The sequence below is a fragment of the Trichocoleus sp. Lan genome, assembly GCF_039961855.1.
In the GTDB taxonomy this organism is placed as follows: Bacteria; Cyanobacteriota; Cyanobacteriia; order Cyanobacteriales; family FACHB-T130; genus FACHB-T130.
The window spans coordinates 18979-43098 of record NZ_JAMPKA010000021.1 but is presented as its reverse complement, the minus strand read 5'-3'; the positions used below and the strand labels follow the sequence as shown (position 1 = coordinate 43098).

Genomic DNA, 24120 nt, shown 5'->3' with positions numbered 1-24120 from the left:
GCAGCAACTCAATAGACTAACTACGACGGCGCGACGATCTCTCATTCACTGGAATTGGAATCAGTTCTGGTTCCGGCTCAGCCTCCGGTCCCAGGAGCGTTTCGATGAGCTTACGTGCCCATTCTTTGAGCTTTTCCAACACATTTTCTATATAGTCCATTGAATTGAAAACTCCTGCAATACAACCAGGATGAGTACTTAACAACAGGGCAAACGTGAGAGTTTATGGATCCTATTGTGGTTAAGATTTATTCTAACCCTAGCACATGGAGAAACAGGTGAGTAATCTCACTATGGATGTGTGTGACCGGGCGGCGTCTATCCGTCTTAAGACACATCCGTCGTTAACTTTTTCTTCAACATTGTTCGCCGCAGTTGGTCAAGGGCAATTGAAGCACTGGCGTACCGAATCGAGTCTCGCTCTCGATTTTGACCCAGCTGGTGCTTAAAACTTTCTACCGTGTCATCCGGCCCTGCTAGACCAATATAGACTAATCCCACCGGCTTGGTTTCCGTACCACCTCCCGGCCCAGCAATCCCTGTGATACTGAGTCCCCAAGTGGTTGAGAGACGTGTTTTTACACCTAGTGCCATTTGCTTGGCGACCGCGTCGCTCACCGCACCGACCTGGGCTAAGTCTTCTGGATTGACGCCCAAAAGGGAAATTTTCACCGAGTTATCATAAGAAATGACGCCGCCCAAAAAATAATTGGAACTCCCAGCGACACTGGTTAGCATCTGCCCCAATCCTCCACCCGTACAGGATTCTGCCACCGAAAGCGTTTCCCCGGCTTCTTGCAACAAAAAGCCGACAACAGAAGCAAGGGTGTCAGTGTTAGTGCCGTAATAATCCAGCCCTCCTATCTGCCGCAGTTGTTGCGCCACTGGCTCAATTAGTCCTAGCGCTTCCGGTTCTGACGCCGCTCTTGCCGAGACTCGCAGCCGCACCTCTCCGTGAAGGGCGTAAGGAGCAACGGTGGGGTTAGGGAGGTCGAGGAAGGGCGCGACTTTTTCAGCCAAAGCCGATTCCGCAATTCCCCAGAACTTTAACATCCGGCTGTAGATGATTTCTTTGCCCCAGCCTTGACTCTTGAGAAAGGGGACGGCGGTTTCCTGCCACATCCGCTTCATTTCTGAAGGGACGCCGGGGAAAGTCAGAATCGTCAGACCCGTGCGGGGTTGCCAGATAATACCGGGGGCCGTACCGCCTGGATTGGGTAAAATTGAGGCGTCCTGGGGAATGAGCGCTTGTTTTCGATTGCTGGGGGTCATCTGACGCCCCCGCATAGCATATTTGCGAGTAATATCTTCGACGATTTCCGGTTGTTCTACCAAGGGAACGCCAAAAAAATCAGCGATCGCTTCCACGGTCAAGTCGTCGGGAGTGGGACCCAGACCGCCAGTAAAGATCAGCAGATGGGATCTCCCAGCAGCAATCTCCAACACCTGCTTGAGACGTCCAGGATTATCTCCCACCACCGTTTGATAGTAGTGGGGGATTCCCAGAGAGGCTAGTTGCTGCGCCAAAAATTGGGCGTTGCTATTGAGAATATCGCCGAGTAGCAGTTCTGTACCAACACAAATAATTTCAGCACTCATGCAAAAGTTTTTTATTTTTTAATTTTGTATTTTTCCTCATTCCTCACTCCTCATACGCGAATTTCGCCAAACTTGCCAGCTGGTATACCCCAACAACAACGTTGCACCCATCGCATAAGCAAGTCCGCTTGGTATTTTAGCCAGAGCCAGGGCTAAACTTCCCACCCAGAGCGTCAAAGCGTAGATAAACAAAACTATCAAACGTTGTGGCAGACCCGCTTGCAGCAGCCGATGATGCAGATGGAATTTATCGCCAATAAAAGGCGAATTGCCTCGCAACAGCCGTTGCACAATCACCGCTGACATATCCACAATTGGCACAGCCAGAATCAGGTAAGGCAGTAATACCGCAGTGACAGCAGTACTTTTTACTAAGCCAATTACGCCGACACCAGCAAGGGTAAAGCCCATAAAATAGGCTCCCCCATCCCCCATAAAAATCTGAGCGGGGTTGAAATTATATCGAAGAAATCCCAATGAGCCACCGGCAAGCGCTGCGGCAATCAGTGCTGCCGCCGGTTGGTTCATAAACAAACTCACAATCAGCATTACCACGGCAGCGATGCCAGAAACACCAGCAGCTAGACCGTCTAGACCATCAATCCAATTGATGGCATTAGTCAGACCGACCAGCCAAATGACGGTAATCGGCCAGCTAATTGTGTCTGGCAATGTGACCAGTCCAGCGAAGGGAACGGTGAGGAAGTCAATTTGGACGCCGAGGTGCCAAGCCCAGCTGGCAATGATAATTTGCAGAAACAGCCGCAAGAAAGGCGACAAACTAAACAAATCATCGGCTAAGCCAACTAGGAAAAAACCAAGACCACCCAAGATAACGCCCCAAACTTCTAGGGATTTCTCTGCGCTCAAAGCGCCAAATCCCCCGGTTCCCCAAACAATCAGTAGGGCAATAATGGTGCCTGCAAAGATAGAGACACCTCCCACCCGCACGATAGGATGCTTATGGACTTTGCGCTCGCTGGGTAAATCAACCAGTCCCTTTTGGAGGCCAATTTTGTTCACAACGGGTGTTGCCCAGAGGACAACACAGGCAGATACGAGAAAGGCAACCAGGTGATACAGCTGGGGGGGCATCTGAAATTAAGTAGGGTACTAGACATCAGAAGGGAGAAATTAAAAAAAGCTGTTAGCTGATTGCTAATCGCTATTGATCTTTCATCCTTCAAAACAATCGTCAGGCAGAGTCTACTACATTTCAGACGGGAAGAGGCAGAGGGGGATGGGGAATTAAGCGGGGGAATGGGGAGTAGGGGCATAGCCGCCCTGACTATGCCCCTACGATTTTTATGCTAAGGCTGGTACGGGAATTGTCAGGTGGGGGTATAGGGGGAAGCGATCGCATAATGCTGCCACTCGCCGCCGACATTCCGCCGCCACTGCTTCCTCTTCTGGATTCAGGAGCCGTTCGGCAATAATATCCCCGATTTCTGTAAATTCACCAGTAGACATCCCGCGCGTCGTCATTGCTGGCGAACCCAGCCGCAAGCCGCTGGTTACAAACGGCGACTCTGGATCGAAGGGTACGGTATTTTTATTCGCGGTAATGTTCACTCCGCTCACTAGCTGATCGGCTCGCTTGCCAGTCATGCTGATAGAACGCAAGTCTACTAGCATCAAGTGATTGTCAGTCCCGTCAGAAACAATCTTGAAGCCGCGTTTTTGCAACTGAGTTGCCAACGCACGAGCATTTTCAATTACTTGCGCCGAATAAGTTTTAAACGCGGGTTGCAGTGCTTCCCCAAATGCCACCGCCTTAGCGGCAATGACGTGTTCTAAGGGACCCCCTTGAGTACCGGGGAACACGGCTTTGTCTAGTTGCTTGCCGAGTTCTGGGTCGCTGGTCATAATTAAGCCGCCTCTAGGACCGCGCAGGGTCTTGTGGGTGGTGGTGGTGACGACGTGGCAGTGGGGTAGAGGATTGGGGTGATGACCTGTGGCAACTAAACCCGCAATATGGGCGATATCCGCTAATAGATAAGCTCCGACTTCATCAGCGATCGCGCGGAATTTCTCAAAGTTAATGATGCGCGGATAAGCTGAATAGCCGCAAATGATTAACTTAGGACGGTGTTGTAGCGCCAAATCCCGGATCTGATCGTAGTCTAGCTGTTCTGTTTCCTGACTGACTCCATAGTGGCAAACCTTAAACCACTTCCCCGACACATTTACTGGCGAACCGTGGGTTAAATGCCCCCCGTGGGACAAATCCATCCCCATAATCGTGTCTCCTGGCTGCAACAGGGTCAGGAAAACAGCAAAATTCGCCTGCGCCCCCGAATGCGGTTGCACGTTCGCGTGAGCTGCTCCAAATAGCTGTTTGGCGCGGTCAATCGCCAATTGCTCAATTTTGTCGATAAAGTCACAGCCGCCGTAATAGCGTTTCCCCGGCAAACCTTCGGCATACTTATTTGTTAATACCGAGCCTTGTGCTGCCAGCACTGCTGCGGAGGTAAAGTTTTCACTGGCAATTAGCTCCAAGTGGGCGCGTTGGCGCTGGAGTTCTTCGTGGACAAAGCTGGCAACGGTAGGATCGGTTTCGGCTAGAAAGTCTAAGTTTGTTTTACTCACAAAGTGAACCCCTAGAAATAGTGTCAGTCTTCCTTTCAAACTTTGATTCGGGTGCGCTTTCGGTCAACGCCATGTCCGCGCTACTAGCCCAGGTCAGTATTTTCGGGAGTCTTCAATCTTAACGCTGTTGGAGTCGTGTCTCTACCCAACTTTTCTGTTAACACTTGAAGCGAACAATTTTTGGCAACCTTTCATCCAAACTAGCTAACCTGGCACAGTATGCAATTTTGCTGTATTTTTCTCGCTTATTCATAAGGAGCTTGAGGAGCTGGAAAAATTTGCTTGACATTTGATCGCCAACCCCGGATAAATTGGGATTTAGAAAAAGTTGCCCATGATGTTAACCTTACCCACTTGGCAACCGATGCGATCGCAAACTGCAAGACTTTAGAGGGATTAGACGCCCATACTGTTGAGATCCCAAAGTTAGGTGCCAAATTTATTTTCTGCCCTCCTCTCTTACCACACGCGCAAAGCGTCGCTTTAGTAACCATCCTCACTCCTACTTTTAGGAGAGGACATTAAGCTGTATGTTAATTTACCATATCTCGCCGAAAACCTGACCTAGAATGGATGCGGGCGAATTAAAGCTCTCGTGGAGGTATTAAATGTTAGTCATTCTTACGGATGAGCAGATACTCTCCCCCAAACAAGTTTGTCAGACCTGTTTACTTGCCGATCAAAGTGGTCAACCCCGCTGGCGTCAGGGGCAGCTCCGCTGCGCTCAAGAGATTCACAAGCTTACCGAAAATCAACCCGATCAATACGAGTGTCTTATGGGCTTCCGGATTGCCAATATTGAGTAATCTCGTTTTGCTCAAGTTTATTTGCTGAAGTTTAAAGCCTGCTGAGGTGCTATTTGCGATTTGGGGTTTAATGGCGATCGCTACTTTCTCTGACAAACAAGAGTGCGCCTACGCTATAGGCTCCTTGTCTTTGATGAGGCACGTCTGACCTAGGGGTGTCCTGGTTGACATCGCATCTGCGTTATCCTGAACTTAGTAATAACTGGCGATAAATATATTATTTCAGGAGAACGCACGATGACTTGGCGTGGTTCAGCAACAGCGAAAGACCGGGTTTTCGCTTGCCTTCCTTATTTACTCCCTTTGCTTTCTGTGCTTCCTTTTGGGGCGTACCTGTTTAGACAGTTTCCTGTCTTAGCACTGATTTTATTGCCGCTACAACCGTTGCTAGCAATTTACAGTATACCGTTTGCCAGTTTAATCATTTTCTTTGTCTTGTTCTTAGGCGTAGTTAGAAACGAAAAGATTAGCCATTTCATTCGTTTCAACACCATGCAGGCACTCCTAATAGACATTGCTCTATTTTTGTGTACTATGGCATTGCAGATTTTGACTCCAGCGCTAGGAACTGGCTTGGTAGGACAAACGCTGTTTAATGTTGTTTTTCTAGGAACGCTTGCTGCCTGCGCCTATTCAGTTGTTCAGTCTGTGATAGGACGTTACGCAGAAATTCCTGGGATTTCAGAGGCAGTTTACAGCCAAGTTCCCTAGTTTCTTGCCGCAGGCAGAATCTTCGTTAGGGCGCGGCTGGTGTGGGACGTGACACAATCGTGTTTTCCATGTGACCGATGCCTTCAATTTCGATGCGAACGCGATCGCCCACCTGCATCGGACCAATCCCTTGAGGCGTTCCAGTCAACACCACGTCTCCCGGCAACAGTGTCATCACCTGAGAGATGTAAGACACTAGAAAATCGGGCGCAAACACCATCTGATTAATGAGTGCTGACTGCACCGGCTGGGGGTCGTCGTTCAGAAAAGTTTGCAAGCGGGCAGCCGGACTCAACTCACGGACGATCCACGGTCCCAAAGGACAAAAAGTATCAAATCCTTTTGCCCGCGTCCATTGAAGATCCTGCTTTTGTAAATCGCGGGCGGTAACATCATTGGCAATGGTGTAACCCCAAATTTTAGTTTGTGCCTCTTCTGGCGTACAGCAATAAACGCGATCGCCAATGATTAAAGCTAATTCGCCCTCGTAGTCCACTCGCTGTGACTGCGGGGGGTAGTGAATTTCTGTCCCCGCTGCGGTGACACACGTTGGCGGCTTGAGAAATAGTAACGGTTCTTTTGGCACATCCGTCCCCATTTCAGCGGCGTGGCTGGCATAATTTTTGCCCACCGCGATAATTTTAGACGGGGCACAAGGAGCCAGAATTTGATAAGTATCGGGTTCTAACTGCAAATCCGTAGGTTGCCCGTGTAACCAGGGAGGCGCATCAAGCACCTGAACGCCTCGGCTTAGTTGCAATAAACCGTAGTAAGTCTGTCCTTTTGCGGTTCGGACTCGGACGTAGCGCTGCGCCATAATGTTGACTGCTATTTGATTATGCTGATGTATGGTCTGGACGTTGAGGTGAATTTACCCTGGTAACTTTGTACAATTGATGGACTGGTAGTAAGATTTTAATTCCTTGCTTCTTCATCTTTAGACGCTATAGGCTAGCGAGTTGAGATTTTCAAGGTGCGACTTCCATTCCCAATCCCAAACTTCCTAGTCCCAGTGCTAGAAGAAGCCGTCTTGTCCATAAGGAGATTAACAGTAATGCAGATCGTTTACGAAACTATGTACATCCTCCGTCCCGATTTGACCGAGGAACAAGTAAACTTGGCGATCGCCAAGTATCAAGGTATCTTGAGCGACAATGGGGCACACGACATCGAAATCCAGCATCGGGGTCGGCGGCGTCTAGCTCAAGATATCGGCAAGCATCGGGAAGGCATTTATGTTCAAATGAACTACAAATGCAATGGCAGCCAGATAGCGCCGATGGAACGGGCAATGCGTCTGTCGGAAGAAGTCATCCGCTACCTCACCATCAAGCAGGAAGTGCGCGAACCGAAGCCAGAGCCAGTTGAGGCAGAAGCAGTCAGTTAAGTGCGATTGGGGTGGAGTTTCTCCGCCCTTGTTGAGTCGCAAGGTGGACTTTCGTCCCACCCTCCATTCCTTCCCTCACACCAGGGAGGGAATTTTTTTTTATTCGCAATCTAGCAATGAGCCATTGACTCCAGATTGTTATACTGACGTGTGAGACACGGTATTCGACTGAGATTCGTTTTATAAAATGCAGCCTACTGACCCTGCCAAGTTTACTGAGAAAGCCTGGGAAGCCATCATCAAATCTCAAGATGTGGCGCGTCGATTCAAAAATCAGCAGCTAGAGGTAGAGCATTTAACGATCGCGCTTCTGGAAGAAGAAGAAGGGCTGACAAATCGGATTTTGAGTCGAGTCAATGTGGACATCCAGGCGTTAAAGTCGCAACTCGAAGCCTTCACCCAACGCCAGCCCAAAGTCGCTGTCGTTGACCAGTTGTACCTGGGGAGGGGCTTAGATGTCATGTTAGACCGAGCTGAAGCCTCACGAACTACCTTGCAGGACGAATTCATCTCGGTAGAACATCTATTAGTCGGCTTCGTCGAAGATGACCGCATCGGACGCCGGTTGCTCAAAAGCTTCAACTTCGATCGGCAAAAGCTAGAAGCAACGATCAAAGAGGTTCGGGGTACGCAGAAAGTAAAAGACCAAAATCCAGAGGCTCGCTATGAAGCCTTGGAAAAGTACGGGCGCGACCTGACAGAAACAGCCAAATCCGGTAAGTTAGACCCCGTAATTGGGCGAGATGAGGAAATTCGCCGCGTGGTGCAGGTGCTATCTCGCCGGAGTAAGAACAACCCCGTTTTGATTGGGGAACCAGGAGTAGGTAAGACAGCGATCGCAGAAGGGTTAGCCCAGCGCATCATCAACGGCGATGTACCTGAATCTTTGAAGAACCGCCGCCTAATTGCCCTGGATATGGGGAGTCTGATTGCGGGAGCCAAATATCGGGGAGAATTTGAAGACCGCCTCAGATCGGTGCTAAAAGAAGTCATCGATTCAGTCGGTCAGATTGTCCTCTTTATTGATGAGATGCACACGGTGGTTGGTGCTGGTGCCACTCAAGGGGCAATGGATGCGAGTAACTTGCTCAAACCGATGCTGGCGCGGGGAGAACTGCGTTGCATTGGGGCGACGACCCTAGACGAGTACCGCAAGCACATTGAAAAAGATGCGGCACTCGAACGCCGGTTTCAACAAGTCTATGTTAATCAGCCCAGCGTAGAAGACACGGTTTCGATTCTGCGGGGGCTGAAAGAACGTTACGAAGTCCACCACGGCGTGAAGATTACCGATTCTGCCTTAGTTGCCGCCGCCAGCTTGAGCGATCGCTACATCACCGAGCGGTTTTTGCCAGATAAAGCAATTGACTTGGTCGATGAAGCTGCTGCCAAGCTGAAAATGGAGATTACGTCCAAGCCGGTAGAACTAGAGGCAATTGACCGACGGGTGATGCAGCTAGAGATGGAAAAGCTCTCCCTGCAAGGAGAAGGTCAACGGACGGGTTTAACAACCGTTGTGGGTGCCTTCCGTTCTTCTCAAGAGCGTTTAGAGCGTATTGAACAAGAGATTGCCTCCCTGAGCGAAAAACAAGTTCAACTCAGTTCCCAGTGGCAATCAGAAAAACAGCTCTTAGAAGACATTAACGCAGTGAAGGAGGAAGAAGATAAACTCCGGGTGCAAATAGAGCAGGCAGAACGCGCCTACGACCTTAACAAAGCTGCTCAGCTGAAGTATGGACGGTTGGAGGTTTTAGGACGCGACCGGGAAGCCAAAGAAGCCCAACTGTTGGAACTGCAATCTCGTGGTGCTGCCTTGCTGCGGGAAGAGGTACGCGAAGACGACATTGCCGAAATTGTCGCTAAATGGACGGGTATCCCAGTCAACCGCCTGCTAGAGTCGGAACGGCAAAAGCTACTCCAGCTTGAATCTCATCTCCACGAACGGGTGATCGGTCAGCAAGAAGCCGTTGCCGCCGTTTCTGCTGCTATCCGTCGCACCCGCGCAGGGATGAAAGATCCTAGTCGCCCGATCGGTTCTTTCCTGTTCATGGGGCCAACAGGGGTGGGCAAAACCGAGCTAGCCCGTGCCTTAGCTCAGTTCCTGTTTGACAGCGAGGAGGCCCTGGTACGGATTGATATGTCCGAGTACATGGAAAAACACGCTGTCTCTCGCCTCGTAGGTGCCCCTCCAGGGTACGTCGGTTACGAAGAAGGCGGTCAACTGTCTGAGGCAATTCGCCGTCGCCCCTATTCGGTCGTGCTGCTGGATGAAGTGGAAAAAGCCCACCGCGATGTGTTCAACATCTTGCTGCAAGTGCTGGATGATGGAAGAATTACCGATTCCCAAGGCAGGACGGTAGATTTCCGGAATACGGTGATTGTGATGACAAGTAACATCGGCAGCGAGCATATTCTCGATCTGGGGGGGAACGAGGACCAGTACGAATTGATGCAGAAGAAAGTAACGGATGCTTTGCGATCGCATTTCCGCCCCGAATTCCTCAATCGCGTGGACGACATTATTCTCTTCCACCGGCTGGAACGTTCGGAACTGCGCCAGATTGTTAGTATTCAAATCAAACAGATTGAGAAGCTGCTAGCCGATCAAAAAATCACCATCGAACTCTCGGCATCTGCCCAAGACCACTTGGCGGAAGTTGGCTACGATCCGATCTATGGTGCCCGTCCTCTCAAACGCGCCATTCAGCGTGAATTGCAAAATACCCTCGCCACAGCGCTGCTAGAAAATACCTTCGTGAGTGGCGACACCATCTTGGTTGATTGTGTGGACAATACGCTGACTTTCAGCAAAAAACAGTCCCTCAGCCTCCTTGAAGCTCAAATCATTTAACAATCATCAGTAGAGACGTTGCCTCTAAACGTCTCTACTGTTAGTCTGAAAGCAATACAACAGCCAAAATTGATGCGACAACGCCAAGAACATATCCGTGGACTTTACTGTAGCCATTTGCACATATAACGGTGCAGAACGTCTGCCCGAAGTTCTAGATCAACTGCTTCATCAAGTTGGTACAGAGGATATTGACTGGGAAGTGCTAGTTGTTGACAACAACAGCAATGACGATACTGCTGCTGTCGTTGCTCGCTATGCAACCAATTGGCGTCAAGATAGCCAGTTGAGGTATATTTTTGAAGCCAAACAAGGCGCTGCCTATGCGCGATATCGAGCCGTACAGGAAGCTAGAAGCAGCGACTTGATTGGATTTTTGGATGATGATAATCTACCAGCAGATAACTGGATAGCCGAAGCTTATCGCTTTGGTAGCGATCGCCCTCAAGTGGGAGCCTATGGTGGCATTATTCATGCCAAACTCGATGAACTACCACCCCCCTACTTTGAGCAAATAAAAGGGTATCTTACTATCTATAACCGAGGTGCAACGCCTTTTCACTACAAGCGTTCCGATAAACCGCGCCGAATTCCTGCTGCACCCGGTTCAGTCATCCGGAAGCAGGCATGGCAAGACGCCGTTCCTCCTCCAGAAAAACTCCTAATACCTGGCAGAGACGAGAAAACAATGGCTGCCGGAGAAGATGCCGAAATAATGTTCTATATTCAAAATAGTAAGTGGGAAGTTTGGCACAATCCCAAAATGGAGATTTGGCATCATATTCCCCCATATCGATTAGAACAAGCCTATCTACTCAGACTGGCTCATGGATATGGCCTTTCCAATCATCTCACGCGAGTCACTCGGTTTTATCGATGGCAGCGTCCCTTCCTACCTTTTTTGATACCATTTTTTACATTACGCAATAGCTTAAAGGTATTAATTTACTACCTAAAAAATAAAAATTCTCTACCCAATAATATTGTGCAAGCTTGTGAATTTCAGTCCCAATTAGGGCAACTTTATAGCCCTTTTTTAGTAATATATAAAAAAATGCCAGTTAAAGGTTTCATTAACGTAAACGCAAATTTTGAACAAAGTCAATGAAGATAGCATACGCTACTCACTATGACATTTTTAATAGCCGTACTTGGCCTCGCAACTTAATTGGGCACTGTGGGACTAATTACTACAAAGCGAAAGCTCTGGAAAGGCAATTGGGATCGATAGAGTATATTGGTCCTCTTGAGGAGATGTACTCCCCCTCTTTAAAATTATTATCTAAGGCAAAGAATCGCTGGCATAAGCATATATCTAAACAAATATATTTTTCTTGGGCAGAACCCGTTGTTAATCAAGGATATGCATCCCAAATTGCCCAAAAAATTCTCCGAGCTAATCCCGAAATCGTTTTATGTCCAGACATCAATTTAATTTCTTATCTTGACTGTAAGCAACCCACTGTAGTTTGGACAGATGCTTCTTACGCTGGATTGATGAACTTTTATACTGAGTTTAGTAACCTGTGTAGCGAGACCATCCAGCAATTAACTACTATGGATAAACTTACTTTAGATAAATGCAGTTTAGCTATATTCTCCTCCGACTGGGCTGCTCAGACTGTAATTAATACTTACCAAGTTGACTCTTCTAAAGTCAAAGTGATTCCGTCAGGAGCAAATGTTGAGTGTGATAGAACCTTAGACGATATCAAGGAGATTATTGAATCTCGACCCTTGGATAAATGCAAGCTCCTGTTTTTAGGCGTGGATTGGTTTAGAAAAGGTGGTGATGTCGCTCTAGAAGTAGCTATAGAGTTAAATAAAAGTGGCTTGAATGTTGAATTAACGCTTGTTGGATGTCAGCCAATCGAAGAAAATCCTCCTCCTAATTTTGTCGTGAGTCTTGGTTTTATTAGTAAATCTACAGAAGAAGGACTAAACAGAATCAATAATTTAATAGCTGAATCCCACTTTTTGATTGTCCCTTCGAGAGCCGAAGCTTATGGTAATGTGTTTTGTGAAGCAAACTCTTTTGGTGTTCCGTGTATTTCTACAAACATTGGTGGCATACCGACAATTATTAAAAATGATTTAAATGGAAAAGTTTTTCCACTAAATGCCAATATTAATGAATACTGCACATACATTTCTAGTTTGTTTAGCAATTATGTAAATTATAAACAACTAGCATTGTCTTCCTTCAATGAGTATCAGGAACGATTAAATTGGTTAGCTGCTAGCAAACTCGCGAAGAAAATATTTAGTACTTTAGTTTAAAAGCGTTTAATTTAGGTTATGAAAATAGGCTATATTACAACTTATGATATATTTAATAGTTCAACTTGGCCTAAAAATCTAGTAGGACTTTGTGGTGCTGGTTATCACATAGCTCAATCTCTAACTAATCAGTCTGTCGAAGTTGACTGCATTGGGCCTTTAAAGAAGAAATTTTCACTAGTAACAAGAAGTAAGTGGAGTTTTTACCGAAACTTATTTCAAAAAGATTACTATCGATGGGCAGAACCGTTAGTGCTTAAAGATTATGCATATCAAGTTTCTAAAAAATTGTCCAGATTAAATTCAGATATAGTTCTTTGCCCAGAAAATGCCATACCTATTGCCTATCTTGAATGTAAACAGCCAATAGTTTTATGGACAGATTCAACCTTAGCTGGATTGATTAATTTTTATCCTTATTTGAGCAACTTATGCAGTGAAACTCAGAAAAATATATATAAAATGGAAAATGATGCTTTAAATAAATGTGACTTAGTAATATATTGGTCGGATTGGGCTGCTCAGACAGCTATTAATATTTACGGGATTGCTCCATCTAAGGTGAAAGTAGTTCCTTCAGGAGCAAATATAAGTTGCACTCGAACTACTGCTGATATTCATAATCTAGTGGAATCTAGGGCTTCAAACCCCTGTAAATTATTGTTTTTAGGAGTTGACTGGTATAGGAAAGGAGGAGATGTAGCACTTGAAGTAGCTAAAGAGTTAAATAGAAGAGGTTTGAGTACTGAATTGACAATAGTGGGCTGTCAGCCTATGACTAATGAATCTTTATCACTTCCAATTTATGTAAAGTCCTTAGGATTTATAAATAAATCTACAACAGAAGGCGAGAAAAGAATTCAGAAATTGTTAGCTGACTCTCATTTTTTGATTTTACCGTCACGCGCTGAATGTTATGGAGTGGTTTTTTGCGAGGCAAACTCTTTTGGCGTTCCTTGCTTAGCAACAAATGTAGGTGGCATACCAACAATTATTAAAGATAATTTGAATGGAAGAACTTTTGCAATAGACGCTCATATATCTGAATATTGTAACTATATTCTGTCCATGTTAGAAAATTATAAAGAATATAAAAAACTAGCTCTTTCATCATTTAATGAGTATCAAAATAGACTTAATTGGGCTGTTGCAAGCAAAAATGTTAAAGAAACATTAAAAAATCTACTAATGTAATAGATGTAATTATGAACTTGAATAATTTATTAGTTTAGACAGTATTTATGGAGAGCATCAACACACCTAAAATTTCGAGCGAAGAATACATATCAAAAGACCGGCTCATCAGCTATTATAACCAGGCTCGTCTTATTAGAGGTTTGGGAGGACAAGTCAACAACATCCTTGAAGTCGGAATTTTTAATTCCCTTTTTACAGAAATGCTCAAGCGAGGTGGATATAAGGTCACTACAGCTGATGTTGATGTGGATCTAAATCCTGATCTAATGCTGGATTTAAGAAGTAATTTTTCGCTACCCAAAGAAGAATTTGATGCGATCGCTATCTTTCAAGTATTAGAGCATATCCCTTATGAGGATGCAGAAAAAGCCCTCAAAAAGCTGGCAGATGCAACTAAAAAATTTTTAGTAATTTCGGTTCCATATAGAAGTAGATTTTTGTCAGTTCAATTTAAATTTTCTTTGTCCTTAAGACCCAAGTATTTTTTTGTTTGGATTCCACTTTTTTGGAGTCAAAAGCCTTTGACTGATGAACACTACTGGGAGATGGGACTCAAAGGCTATCCGAAGAAACGTCTGGTTAACTCAATTGAAAAAGCCGGTCTTACTATTAAGAGGGAATTTATCGACCCCTTAAACCCCTATCACTACTTTTTCGTACTGGAAAAAAGCATAAATAATTAGCCTTCTAAGCGGGGATTGAGCGATCGCGCCTAGTTACAATTTCCCTTACTAAACTAGAAAGTAGGGAAATCCGCATCTCTATGGGTGGGAATCCCATAGGGTTAAGTAGCTCTTCCCTCTACTCAGAACCCACAGCGATCGCTCACAATCAATATTTAAGATACTCCAAGCAAGCGAATTAGAGATCCCTAACTATGCTGGAACAAGGCACAATCACGATTCATACCGAGAATATTTTCCCGATTATCAAGAAATCTCTCTACACAGACCACGAGATCTTCTTGCGGGAACTGGTTTCAAACGCTGTGGATGCCATCCAGAAACTCAAGATGGTTTCCTTCGCAGGCGAATTCACCGGCGAACTGGGCGAACCAGAAATCAAAATCGCAATTGACAAAGCCAAAAAAACTCTCTCCATCTCGGATAACGGTATCGGCATGACGGCAGAGGAGGTCAAGAAATACATCAACCAAGTTGCCTTCTCTAGCGCCGAAGAATTTATCCAAAAGTACAAAGCCAGCGCAGATCAACAAATTATCGGTCACTTCGGTCTTGGCTTCTACTCCTCCTTCATGGTGGCCCAAAAAGTCGAGATTGATACCCTTTCTTACCAGCAAGGAGCTTCCGCCGTCCACTGGTCTTGTGATGGTTCACCCGTATTTCAGTTAGAAGACTCACCAAAAACTGAACGCGGCACCACCATCACCCTCACGCTTCAGGATGAGGAAGTGGAATACCTGGAACCAATGCGGATTCGGCAGTTGGTAAAAACTTACTGCGACTTCATGCCAGTAGCTATCCAACTGGACGGAGAGACAATCAACCGCCAAAAGGCACCTTGGAAGGAATCGCCCCAAAATCTGACCAAAGAAGATTATCTAGAATTCTACCGCTACCTCTACCCTTTCCAAGAAGAGCCGCTGCTGTGGGTGCATCTTAACACCGACTATCCCTTCATCCTGAACGGGATTCTTTACTTCCCGAAGCTCAAGCCGGATGTGGACACCACCAAAGGGCAAATTAAGCTGTTCTGCAATCAAGTATTTGTCAGCGACCACTGCGAAGAAGTTATCCCCAAGTTCCTGCTGCCGCTGCGAGGCGTCATTGATAGCACTGACATCCCCCTGAACGTCTCCCGCAGTTCCTTGACCAACGACCGGACGGTGCGGAGAATTGCCGATTACATTGCCAAGAAAGTAGGCGATCGCTTGAAAGAACTTTACCGCGAAAATCGCGACGAGTACATCCGCTGCTGGCAAGACGTAGGCACTTTCGTCAAATTCGGCTCCCTCAACGACGACAAATTCAAAAAGCAAGTCGAAGACATCCTGATTTATCGCACCACTGCGAACCCTACACCTGCGGCTCCAGAAACTGCTCAATCCGATATTCCAGCCGTTGAAGTGCAATCTCAAGAGGGCGATGTCTGGCAAGAAGTGACCCCAAGTCAAACCTCGGATTCTTCACCTCTCAGCCCTCAGTCCGAAGCCCTCACCACTAACTACACCACCCTTAAAGAGTACCTGGAACGGAATAAAGACCGCCACGAAAATCGAGTTTTTTACTGCACCGATGAAGTCTCCCAGGCGACCTACGTAGGACTACACAAAAACCAAGGTCTAGAAGTCCTGTTTATGGACTCCTTCATAGACTCTCACTTCATCAGCTTCCTAGAGCATGAACATCCGAATGTTAAGTTCTCCCGCGTAGACTCTGACCTCGACCAAACCCTGCTTGACCAGGATAAAGCAGGAGAAATTGTTGACCCCAAAACTAACAAAACTCGCTCAGAACACATCAAAGAGTTATTCCAGAAAGCCCTCAACAAGCCCAAACTGAACATCCGCACCGAGGCGCTCAAGTCTGATGATCCTCAGGGAACCCCACCAGCAATGGTACTCTTGCCAGAAGTTTTGCGACGTCTGCGGGAGATGAACGCATTGATGCAGCAGCAAAACGTTGAGTTTCCCGAAGAACACACCTTAGTGGTAAATACCGCGCACCCGCTGATTCAAAATCTAGTTCAGTTGAGCCAAGGTAGTATTATCCAAGGTGACGGTCAATCGCCCACCGGCGATTTGGCTAATCTGATGTGCCAGCATATCTATGATTTGGCGCTAATGGCTCAGAAAGGATTTGACGCTGAAGGGATGAAATCCTTTGTGGAACGGTCGAATCAAGTGCTAACTCGTCTGACAGAACGCTAGGCGAGTATGGGTGGGCAGTGCCCACCTAAGCAATAGCTTGGGTACAATCTAAAAGCTATATCTAAATAACGACCGAAAATCTGGAGATTAGACTATGTCGCGCAAATGTCAGCTGACCGGCAAAAAGGCGAATAATGCCTATGCAGTTTCTCACTCTCACCGGCGTACCAAAAAGCTACAGGAAGCAAATCTGCAATGGAAACGGGTTTGGTGGCCTCAAGGGAATCGCTGGGTGAAGCTAAGGCTTTCTACGAAGGCAATCAAGACTCTAGAGCTAAAGGGTCTGCAAACGATGGCTAAAGAAGCGGGAATTAACCTGAATCACTATTAGTACACACTATTAGTACAGCCTCTAGAGAATCCCTGAGTGCTTATGGCTTCTAGTAGAGCACGTTGCCTGCGATGTCTCTACACTTTGTTATTTATGTGCTGCCTGATACCTCACTTCATGGTGCGTGTTGGGCAGTTTCTTTATTTTTTTACTAGAGATGATAGGTTTTGCACAACATCTGGGTATCTTAACTACAGTGAATCTACCCCGATTTTTTGTTAAGTTGTGTTGAAGCTAAACGCTATGTTTGCAAAGATGGTTTATAAGGACTCTTAAATCTATCCCTTGAGGGAAGCGCACATCTAGCCTTTATTCCAAAATACGGAACGGACATTTCTACTCCGGAAAGGTACTGAAAAATTTAACAAGCCGTTAAACAGCCGTTAAACATCTGAGTGCGTAGTTTCCCGGTTGCCCACCAGAAATTGGGTTGTTAAGACAGAGGAGAAATGTTGAACTATAAATTTTTGATGAAGCTTCCCTTCACCTCATAAAAGGCGAAATTTCAGGCATTCAGCCTTTTCAACGCTAGTTCTTAATTTTTTAAGTTTTAAACTCTTCATTCCACTAATCTCTCACCTTTGACAGGAAAGCAGCCATGTCATCCCGCAACAAGCTAGTTAAAGCTATCCAGAATCTTGTCCGACAAATGATGCAGCTAGCAAGAGTGATTACCAAAACGCTCATGAACTGGCTCTTGCGGAGCTTAATGGTTATCGGTCGAAGCTCAAAGCTTGCCAAGTCTGGATTTATCTTGCCAACGGTGACGATGGTGATCCTGGTCGTCATCTTGCTGACGACAGCGATGGTGTTCCGGTCGTTTGATCGTTCCAAAAATGCCAGCAACGTGAGAGTCAATCAGGCAGTGTTGGCAGCCGCAGGACCAGGAATCGACCGTGCTAAAGCAAAAATCAAACAATTACTGGCAGACCCGACGCTTCCGCGGTCAACGCCAACGGATGTCGCTCTACACAACGCTATTGCTGGCAATCTACCCAGTTATACGCTGGGTGATGAAACACCTCTGAAGCTTGTTCATAACTTTGGCAACGGAGCAGGGGGAGGTGCAAACGGAAGTATTGAAGCTACAGCTCCTAACGGTACTGGAGCTAGCTCATTAGAAAATGACGAAACTCTCACCACTGCTTGGAGATTTCCGGTTGATACGGATAACAACGGGAAATTTGATAGCTATACCCTCTACGGCCTCTACTTCCGCAGCCCTACTGTCAATGCCAACAGACCAAGAACCTTCCTGGAAGCCAGAACGCCACCGATGAACAGTAGTTCGGCAGGTGATGGCTGTACGGCAGGGGGTACGAGCGCTAGCTTAGTGGGTAGTTCTGGTTGGTACAAATCATCAGATGGGAATCTAGAAAAAAGTTTCTTCGTATTTAGTACAACAGTTCCAATTGTCACTCCTCCTGCGGGCGACTATGAGGCTTATAAGGGGAACAAAGGCTTTTCTGCTCTAGAGTACCAACAAGACCAAGCTCGGATTCCTCTGACTAATAATGCCGTTGTATATGAAGATGACTTAGAGATTACCCCTGGTTCGCCCCTAAGGATAAACGGTCGCATCATGACGAACGGCAACTTCCTCACAGGCAGTAGGGGTGCTGCTATTCAGTATTATCAAGTCAGCAGCAAAAATTCATGCTTCTATAAAGAAGAAAACGGCAAGATTACTGTTGGCGGTAATTTGCTAATTGGAAGTGCCGAGGGCGGAGCTACGGGCAGTGTTGCAGTTGATTTGTTTAAGCAAAACAACGTGCCTAATGGGCCTGCAACCTTAAGCACGGATCATCCATCTGTCAGTAACTCAACCCCTGAAGCAACCTACAATAGCCAAGCCTATGCTAAACGTATTGACGACTTAGTAAAAAGCACGACATCTATACCACCAGAAATTCAAAAAAAAATTACCGGGGGTGTTGATCCCAACAAAGCATTACAAAATTACTTTAAAGACCGGATGCGTCGCGTTCCTTTTGCTGAAGTGGCTGCAACTGCGAACCCCAATCCATTGACCGCCTCAGACCTGCAAGGTACTGGAGATAATTTGCGACCTGTCGATAGCTTGAGCTATCCGGTCACTCCAGACGCAGCTACTGGGGTGACTACTGGGGGTAGTAATAACTCGCTGACGCTTGTGAAGACTCAGCCACCTGCACAAGATCCAACCAAAATAAACGGAACGGAAACAAAACTTGGCGATCGCATCCTGGTTGGCAACGGTCTGCCAGCCAAATGGTGGGACAAGACAAAAGGAAAATTTGCAGATTTCTACACTCAAACAACCCAACAAGTTGATACAAGTACAACTTGGGAAAGCTCCTCCAAGCTGCGTACCCGCATGACCCAGGCAGTACCCTTATCCGATCTAGGCGACACCGATCGGGATGGTTTCTGGGAGAGAAAAGCTGCGGAGAAACCGGACATAGCACTTGCTGGAGTTGGAGGGTTGCGCGTTGTCACTGGAGCTGGCATTTACGATCCAACCAACTCTTTCCTGCCTAAACCACCGGCCTCTTTCCCGATTGCTGACGATTACTCAACCCTGGAAGACGAATCAACCGGGTTTACAGTTGTCTTGCCTGATTCTATGCCCATGTGGGAAGACACGAATAAAGATGGCATTCCCGCTCTTCCTCTCGACAAAAGAGGCGATCTGCTGATGCGAGCCACGGCAGTTTATCACTATAGGGCTAGTGCCTATCCTTATTCTTCAACTTATCCAGTCTCTACAGCTCCTGAGCAAAGACCAATCGCTTGTGTCAGCAGCTACTACGACCCCAGCACCAGCGCAACAGCTCAGAACCAAACGGGACTGCCCCCAAGTATGGTGCCCGGTGTTAGTGGCTCTGCCGGTCTCTCTAACAACGGCATCAGTTACGGAGTTTCTGCCCAAACTCCCAGTACTATAGGAGCTGGCTCGCGAAATGCTCAGGGTGTGTTTACAACTCCAGCACCAGTGCCGCCTAGTGGAACTGGCAGCTTACGGGCAAAACTCAACTATCAAGCTAACCTGATCTTCCCGAATGGACGCTTCGCGAACGAGCCACTCCGGGCAGCACTGAAACAGTTAGACACACCCAAACCACTGACTTTAGCCCACCAATCTGCCATTGACTCCACTCTCTGTGCCCTGCAAATTGCCGATGGCACTCTAACTCCCAATGCTAGCGTCATTCCCCACGGGGCAATCTACGAAACAGCGTTTCTAGATGCTCGACAAGTCAAGGCAACTGAGGGTAGTGATGCAATACCAAGCAACTACGATCTCAGCATTGAAGAGCGTCAGCCCTTAGAAATCCGCACTACTGTACTGGATCTAGATTTACTGCGACGCTCTCCAACAGGAGGAATTACCGGTACATCACCTGTGCCAACTACGCCAAAACCAGAGTACCTCCTGCCAGACAGTGGAATTATCTATGCCACTCGTGATGATGCTCTGCCGGATCTAAGCGCGCCAGGAGATAATCCAGCACCTACCGCATCACCCCCTAACCTACTAGAAGAACAAAAACGTCTAGCAACCCGGAAGCTCAACAGCCCAGTTGACTTTGCGCTTGACCCTGCCCGCCGTCCAAATGGGATTATGCTAATTAACGGCAGCATTCTAGCGCGTGGTGGTACTGGGTTCGGTAATGGTGACAACACCTACAAGCAGACGGAAAAGGGCCTGATTTTAGCAACTAACTTGCCAGTTTATGTCAAGGCTGATAGTACGAATACCTTTAACCAGCACCAAAAACCGGATGGAACTCTTTTGGAAGAGTTTAGCGACCTGAAGTTAGCAAACACACCTGCCTGGACAAGAAACCAATTCTACAACCGTAACGCTAAAGAAGCTAATTTTGCTTGTCGCAATGGTCAGCCTGGGCTGAATTGCAACCCAGGTGACTTATGGCGACCTGCAACGGTACTTGCTGATTCTGTCACCCCACTTTCTAACAATTTTAGGTTCGGTTTCCGCAATGAAGGAGACTATGACCTGAGGAAGAATGTAGATAATCTAGGCAACAATCTGCGTTTTGGGGGCTATGACTTTAATAGTGATAATGACTACCTAGATCCTCTACCATTCGGTGAGACCGCAGTTGGTATTGACTTAAATGGTAATGGTACTATCGAACCGAATGCTACGGTTATTACCGAGGAACAGGTAACTGTCGCCGCAGGTCGTAGGTTAAATGGCTTTTTTGACAACAATTACCTCACCAGTGCAGATTGGTTCGATCCCAGCAATGGTTATCCTAAAGACTTTGATGTAGCTGGGGGACAGCAAGGCAGTTCCTACGTAAACAACTTCGTCACTCCGATTCAGCGACGGACGGATTTCCCAGAGTATGTGATGGAAATTTGCCGGAAACCGCTGGTTTCGGAATGTCAGCCTAAAGACTGGGTGGTTAATATAAATGGGGGACCAGACATAAAAGCTAGCACTATACCAGCAGGTACTCTAGTAGCTCAGCTTCAGGGTACAGCAATTACAAAGGGGGCGGGGACAACAGCTAGATATCCTCTCAATCCAGCAGAGCAACGTTATCCTCGTCGCGTTGCTTTCCTGCGGAATCCTGCTAATAATAATCTGGTGCTAGATGCTTCTAGTAGGCCAGCTCCTTTAGGAATTGCTTCAAATGGTACGGTACGCTACTATACCTACACTCAGTCCGCCATCTTAGGCCTACCAGCAGGCATTACACCTAGTGTTGATACTAGTGCTAAATTTCCTGAGGCAGCGGATAACGCTCTGTGGTTTAAAACAACAAATAATGCTAATCCAAGCGCTCCGGCAGGGGGAAGATACAGTAACAATCTTCCACTGTTCTATCTAACACCATTAGCAGGGTCGGGGGGAGTCGGAACCACTCAGCAGCCGCTGTTAGTGCCCATGCTGCAAATTCATACACCAACTGGTAATCCTAACGGTGGTTTCTTCCCTTCTGTAGCTGGCTCTGGTGAACAGGAAACCTGGATGCAGAAACCCGATGCTAATACGACATTTAATCTAATCATCGCCGCAGGCGATAATCCCATACGTAACACTACAGCAACCACACCACCAGTTGCTGAGTTCAATGGGGGTCTGCCCAACTTTGTAATGTTCCTAGAAAACTGGAACAACAACAACAGCAGTCCATCAACGGCTCGAATCAACGGTTCGTTTATTCAATTCAAACGTACTAGCTATGCCACAGCTCCCTTCCTATCTGTTCTAACCCCTACAGTGACTCCGGCAGGGATTTTTGGATACCCACAGTTGTACAGAATTGCGAATAATACACCATCTGGTGCCACTGGTTGGGGTAGAACACCGTATTATTCAGCACCCAGACGTGAGTGGGGCTTCGATGTAGGGCTGCTATCTCAGCTGCCTGATTTATTTTCCCAACAGATCACTACACCGTCTGCGGGCGAGCCAAGTGAGTTCTATCGGGAAGTGGGCCGAGATGACCCTTGGGTGAAAACGCTGTTGTGTGCGTCTCCTGGTCAAAGAACAGGCATGACTAATAACTACAACTACACTGGCTACGCAATCGATACCAGCCAACACCCCAGTAGCGGCTGCCCCTAAGGATAAGGACTTACTTAACAAATGACAATGTCTGGTTGGAGACCCCTATGATTCCCCGAAAGCAGAAGCAACATCCCCCTGATTCCAGTCAAGCCGGTTTCACCATCATTGAATCGTTGCTGGCGATTATCGTCGTGAGTGTCTTGATGGTGGGGTTGGCACCCGTTATTGTCCTCTCGACTGCCACACGGGTTCAGGCAAGGCGCGTGGAACGGGCAACCGAGGCGGCAAAAACCTACATTGACGGCGTTCGGTCGGGAGCGATATCTGCTCCCACGACCACGGTTGGCAGCGCTCCCACTGCTACGGCTGGCAGCAGTAGTTTTCTTGTCGCTAACGCTCCCTCAGGAACTTTAACCTGCAATACAGGTGGAACTTATTGCTCGTCGCCAGCTAGTGTTTATTGTGTCGATCTTGATGAGACTGCTGGTTGTAGCGCTAATAGCCCTAAGGACTTAGTCGTTCAGGGTTTTCGCACAGCTACTACAAGCGCTAATGCCGAAACTGGCTACCGTCTCGGGGTGCGAGTATATAGAGCAGATGCTTTTAGCGATACGGTTACGTTGAAGAGAAATACGTCATCTGAGAAAGTAACTCAAGCGGCTTACACTGGGGGACTAGGCGATCGCAAAGCACCATTAGTAGAAACAACAACAGAAATTGTTACTAAGGACACCAATTTTAGTGATTGGTGCCAACGCCTGAGAAATCCTAGCAATACTAATTCTGGTTGCTAAATATCTATCAACCAAAAGGGGACCCGCAGCATGATCAATTCACTGAAATTTCTTTTAATCAATCAGCTGAAACGCCCTAAGCTGGCTCAAAAGACAGGCGGCTTTACCCTCATCGAATTGCTAGTGGCGATGATTCTTTCCGTCCTCGTCATTGGACCATTGCTGGGATTTATGACCAACATCCTGGATACAGATCGAAAAGAACAAGCTAAGGCAAACTCCGAGCAAGAAACCAAAGCAGCCCTCGACTATATCGCTCAAGATTTAGAACAAGCAGTCTATATTTATGACGATGCTGGGTTGTCCGCGATTAGCAGTCAACTACCACCCACTGCTTCTGGCTCTAATGGTTGTGGTACCACGAATAGCTGCGTACCAGTTCTTGTATTTTGGAGGCGAACGCAGAGGGAAAATGTAATACCAGTTAACACGGCTGCTGCTAACTGTCCACCAGCAGGGGGTGCAGCAGATAACTGTGACGACGCCTTTGTCTACTCCCTTGTGGCCTACTATCTTATCAAAGATAGTAATGGTGTTCAGACTCCTTGGTCACCTGCTGCTCGTATCGGTAGGTTTGAAATTAAAGACGGGGTTAGGAATCCTAATCCTCCTGCCAATAGCCCCCCTTACCTTGCAGATACAGCAAGTACAAAGAAACGACCTGATGATGGTTTCGCTCTATTTAACTTAAGCATCTCTGGCACTCTTCAGCAGAAAATGAATCAGTGGCAGAAGCTGCAAACGAATGCCAATGGTGCTAATAGCAATTACAGCAATCCAACCAATGTACTGATTGATTATATTGACCAAACTCCTTCAGTAACACCAGGGGTACCAACGCGCGTAGATTGCGGAACAGTTTTTCAAGATACAACAACAACTCCACCCACCCCCTTAGGAAAAGCAGTACCATCACCTGCTAGTGTGAATGCTCTAGGAATCAACAATAGTAGCTTTTATGCCTGTGTAGACTCATTAAACAACAGGGCGCAGGTTTTTATCCGGGGCAATGCTTTAGCTCGAATTCAAAATACTGCGCCTAATTATAGTCCTCAGTCGGTGTATTTCCCTACCGCAACTATTCAAATTAAAGGCCGTGGTTTTCTATTCACTAAATGATCGTGCCTAAGAACAATCTAATCAGCGAGAAAAGAAAAG

General features: G+C 46.8%; 19 protein-coding genes. 13 read left to right on the top strand and 6 right to left on the bottom strand.

Annotated features, from left to right (window positions below; all coding sequences use genetic code 11):
• Nucleotides 1-16 precede the first annotated feature (16 nt).
• The 5 genes from NDA03_RS18655 to NDA03_RS18635 all read right to left on the bottom strand — a co-directional run bounded on the left by NDA03_RS18655 (nt 17) and on the right by NDA03_RS18635 (nt 4682).
• Nucleotides 17-160: a hypothetical protein gene (locus NDA03_RS18655; RefSeq protein WP_190410628.1), complete on the bottom strand. Its 144-nt coding sequence runs from the start codon at nt 158-160 to the stop codon at nt 17-19.
• Between the two features lie 167 nt (nt 161-327).
• Nucleotides 328-1599: a competence/damage-inducible protein A gene (locus NDA03_RS18650; RefSeq protein WP_348238822.1), complete on the bottom strand. Its 1272-nt coding sequence runs from the start codon at nt 1597-1599 to the stop codon at nt 328-330.
• A 36-nt stretch (nt 1600-1635) separates the two neighbouring features.
• Nucleotides 1636-2694, bottom strand: a complete 1059-nt coding sequence (locus NDA03_RS18645; RefSeq protein WP_190410630.1) for an MraY family glycosyltransferase — start codon at nt 2692-2694, stop codon at nt 1636-1638.
• A gap of 210 nt (nt 2695-2904) precedes the next feature.
• Nucleotides 2905-4188, bottom strand: coding sequence for a serine hydroxymethyltransferase (glyA, locus tag NDA03_RS18640; protein ID WP_190410631.1), 1284 nt, complete (start codon nt 4186-4188; stop codon nt 2905-2907).
• 245 nt (nt 4189-4433) lie between these two features.
• Complete coding sequence (locus tag NDA03_RS18635) at nt 4434-4682, bottom strand: hypothetical protein (protein WP_348238821.1); 249 nt, start codon at nt 4680-4682, stop codon at nt 4434-4436.
• A 114-nt stretch (nt 4683-4796) separates the two neighbouring features.
• Between NDA03_RS18635 and NDA03_RS18630 the strand changes: the two genes are divergently transcribed.
• On the top strand, nt 4797-4994 hold the full coding sequence (locus NDA03_RS18630) for a hypothetical protein (protein ID WP_348238820.1): 198 nt from the start codon (nt 4797-4799) through the stop codon (nt 4992-4994).
• 237 nt (nt 4995-5231) lie between these two features.
• On the top strand, nt 5232-5705 hold the full coding sequence (locus tag NDA03_RS18625) for a Tic20 family protein (protein ID WP_190410634.1): 474 nt from the start codon (nt 5232-5234) through the stop codon (nt 5703-5705).
• Between the two features lie 25 nt (nt 5706-5730).
• Here NDA03_RS18625 and NDA03_RS18620 read toward each other — a convergent pair whose 3' ends face one another.
• Nucleotides 5731-6522 (bottom strand): fumarylacetoacetate hydrolase family protein, encoded by a 792-nt coding sequence (locus NDA03_RS18620; RefSeq protein ID WP_190410635.1) that lies wholly within the window; start codon nt 6520-6522, stop codon nt 5731-5733.
• A gap of 237 nt (nt 6523-6759) precedes the next feature.
• Between NDA03_RS18620 and rpsF the strand changes: the two genes are divergently transcribed.
• From rpsF to hpsC, 11 genes are all read left to right on the top strand, one after another.
• Entirely contained in the window at nt 6760-7092 is a 333-nt protein-coding gene (rpsF, locus tag NDA03_RS18615; protein WP_190530303.1) for a 30S ribosomal protein S6, read from the top strand.
• A 187-nt stretch (nt 7093-7279) separates the two neighbouring features.
• A complete protein-coding gene (gene clpB, locus NDA03_RS18610; RefSeq protein ID WP_190427932.1) occupies nt 7280-9943 on the top strand; it encodes an ATP-dependent chaperone ClpB in 2664 nt (887 codons plus the stop codon).
• 97 nt (nt 9944-10040) lie between these two features.
• Complete coding sequence (gene hpsE / locus NDA03_RS18605) at nt 10041-11051, top strand: hormogonium polysaccharide biosynthesis glycosyltransferase HpsE (RefSeq protein WP_190675211.1); 1011 nt, start codon at nt 10041-10043, stop codon at nt 11049-11051.
• Nucleotides 11048-12223 (top strand): glycosyltransferase, encoded by a 1176-nt coding sequence (locus tag NDA03_RS18600; protein ID WP_348238819.1) that lies wholly within the window; start codon nt 11048-11050, stop codon nt 12221-12223. Before hpsE ends, NDA03_RS18600 begins: the two co-directional genes overlap by 4 nt.
• 18 nt (nt 12224-12241) lie before the next feature.
• A complete protein-coding gene (locus NDA03_RS18595) occupies nt 12242-13417 on the top strand; it encodes a glycosyltransferase family 4 protein (protein WP_348238818.1) in 1176 nt (391 codons plus the stop codon).
• A gap of 47 nt (nt 13418-13464) precedes the next feature.
• Entirely contained in the window at nt 13465-14103 is a 639-nt protein-coding gene (locus NDA03_RS18590; protein WP_348238817.1) for a methyltransferase type 11, read from the top strand.
• Nucleotides 14104-14297: 194 nt separating this feature from the next.
• Nucleotides 14298-16310 (top strand): molecular chaperone HtpG, encoded by a 2013-nt coding sequence (htpG, locus tag NDA03_RS18585; protein WP_348238816.1) that lies wholly within the window; start codon nt 14298-14300, stop codon nt 16308-16310.
• Nucleotides 16311-16404: 94 nt separating this feature from the next.
• A complete protein-coding gene (gene rpmB, locus NDA03_RS18580; protein ID WP_190410643.1) occupies nt 16405-16641 on the top strand; it encodes a 50S ribosomal protein L28 in 237 nt (78 codons plus the stop codon).
• 598 nt (nt 16642-17239) lie between these two features.
• The gene (hpsA, locus tag NDA03_RS18575) at nt 17240-22225 is read left to right on the top strand and encodes a hormogonium polysaccharide biosynthesis protein HpsA (RefSeq protein WP_348238815.1); all 4986 of its coding nucleotides are present in this window, start codon (nt 17240-17242) and stop codon (nt 22223-22225) included.
• A gap of 47 nt (nt 22226-22272) precedes the next feature.
• Nucleotides 22273-22962 (top strand): hormogonium polysaccharide secretion pseudopilin HpsB, encoded by a 690-nt coding sequence (gene hpsB / locus NDA03_RS18570; protein WP_190410645.1) that lies wholly within the window; start codon nt 22273-22275, stop codon nt 22960-22962.
• A 30-nt stretch (nt 22963-22992) separates the two neighbouring features.
• The gene (hpsC, locus tag NDA03_RS18565) at nt 22993-24081 is read left to right on the top strand and encodes a hormogonium polysaccharide secretion pseudopilin HpsC (protein WP_348238814.1); all 1089 of its coding nucleotides are present in this window, start codon (nt 22993-22995) and stop codon (nt 24079-24081) included.
• Nucleotides 24082-24120 lie beyond the last annotated feature (39 nt).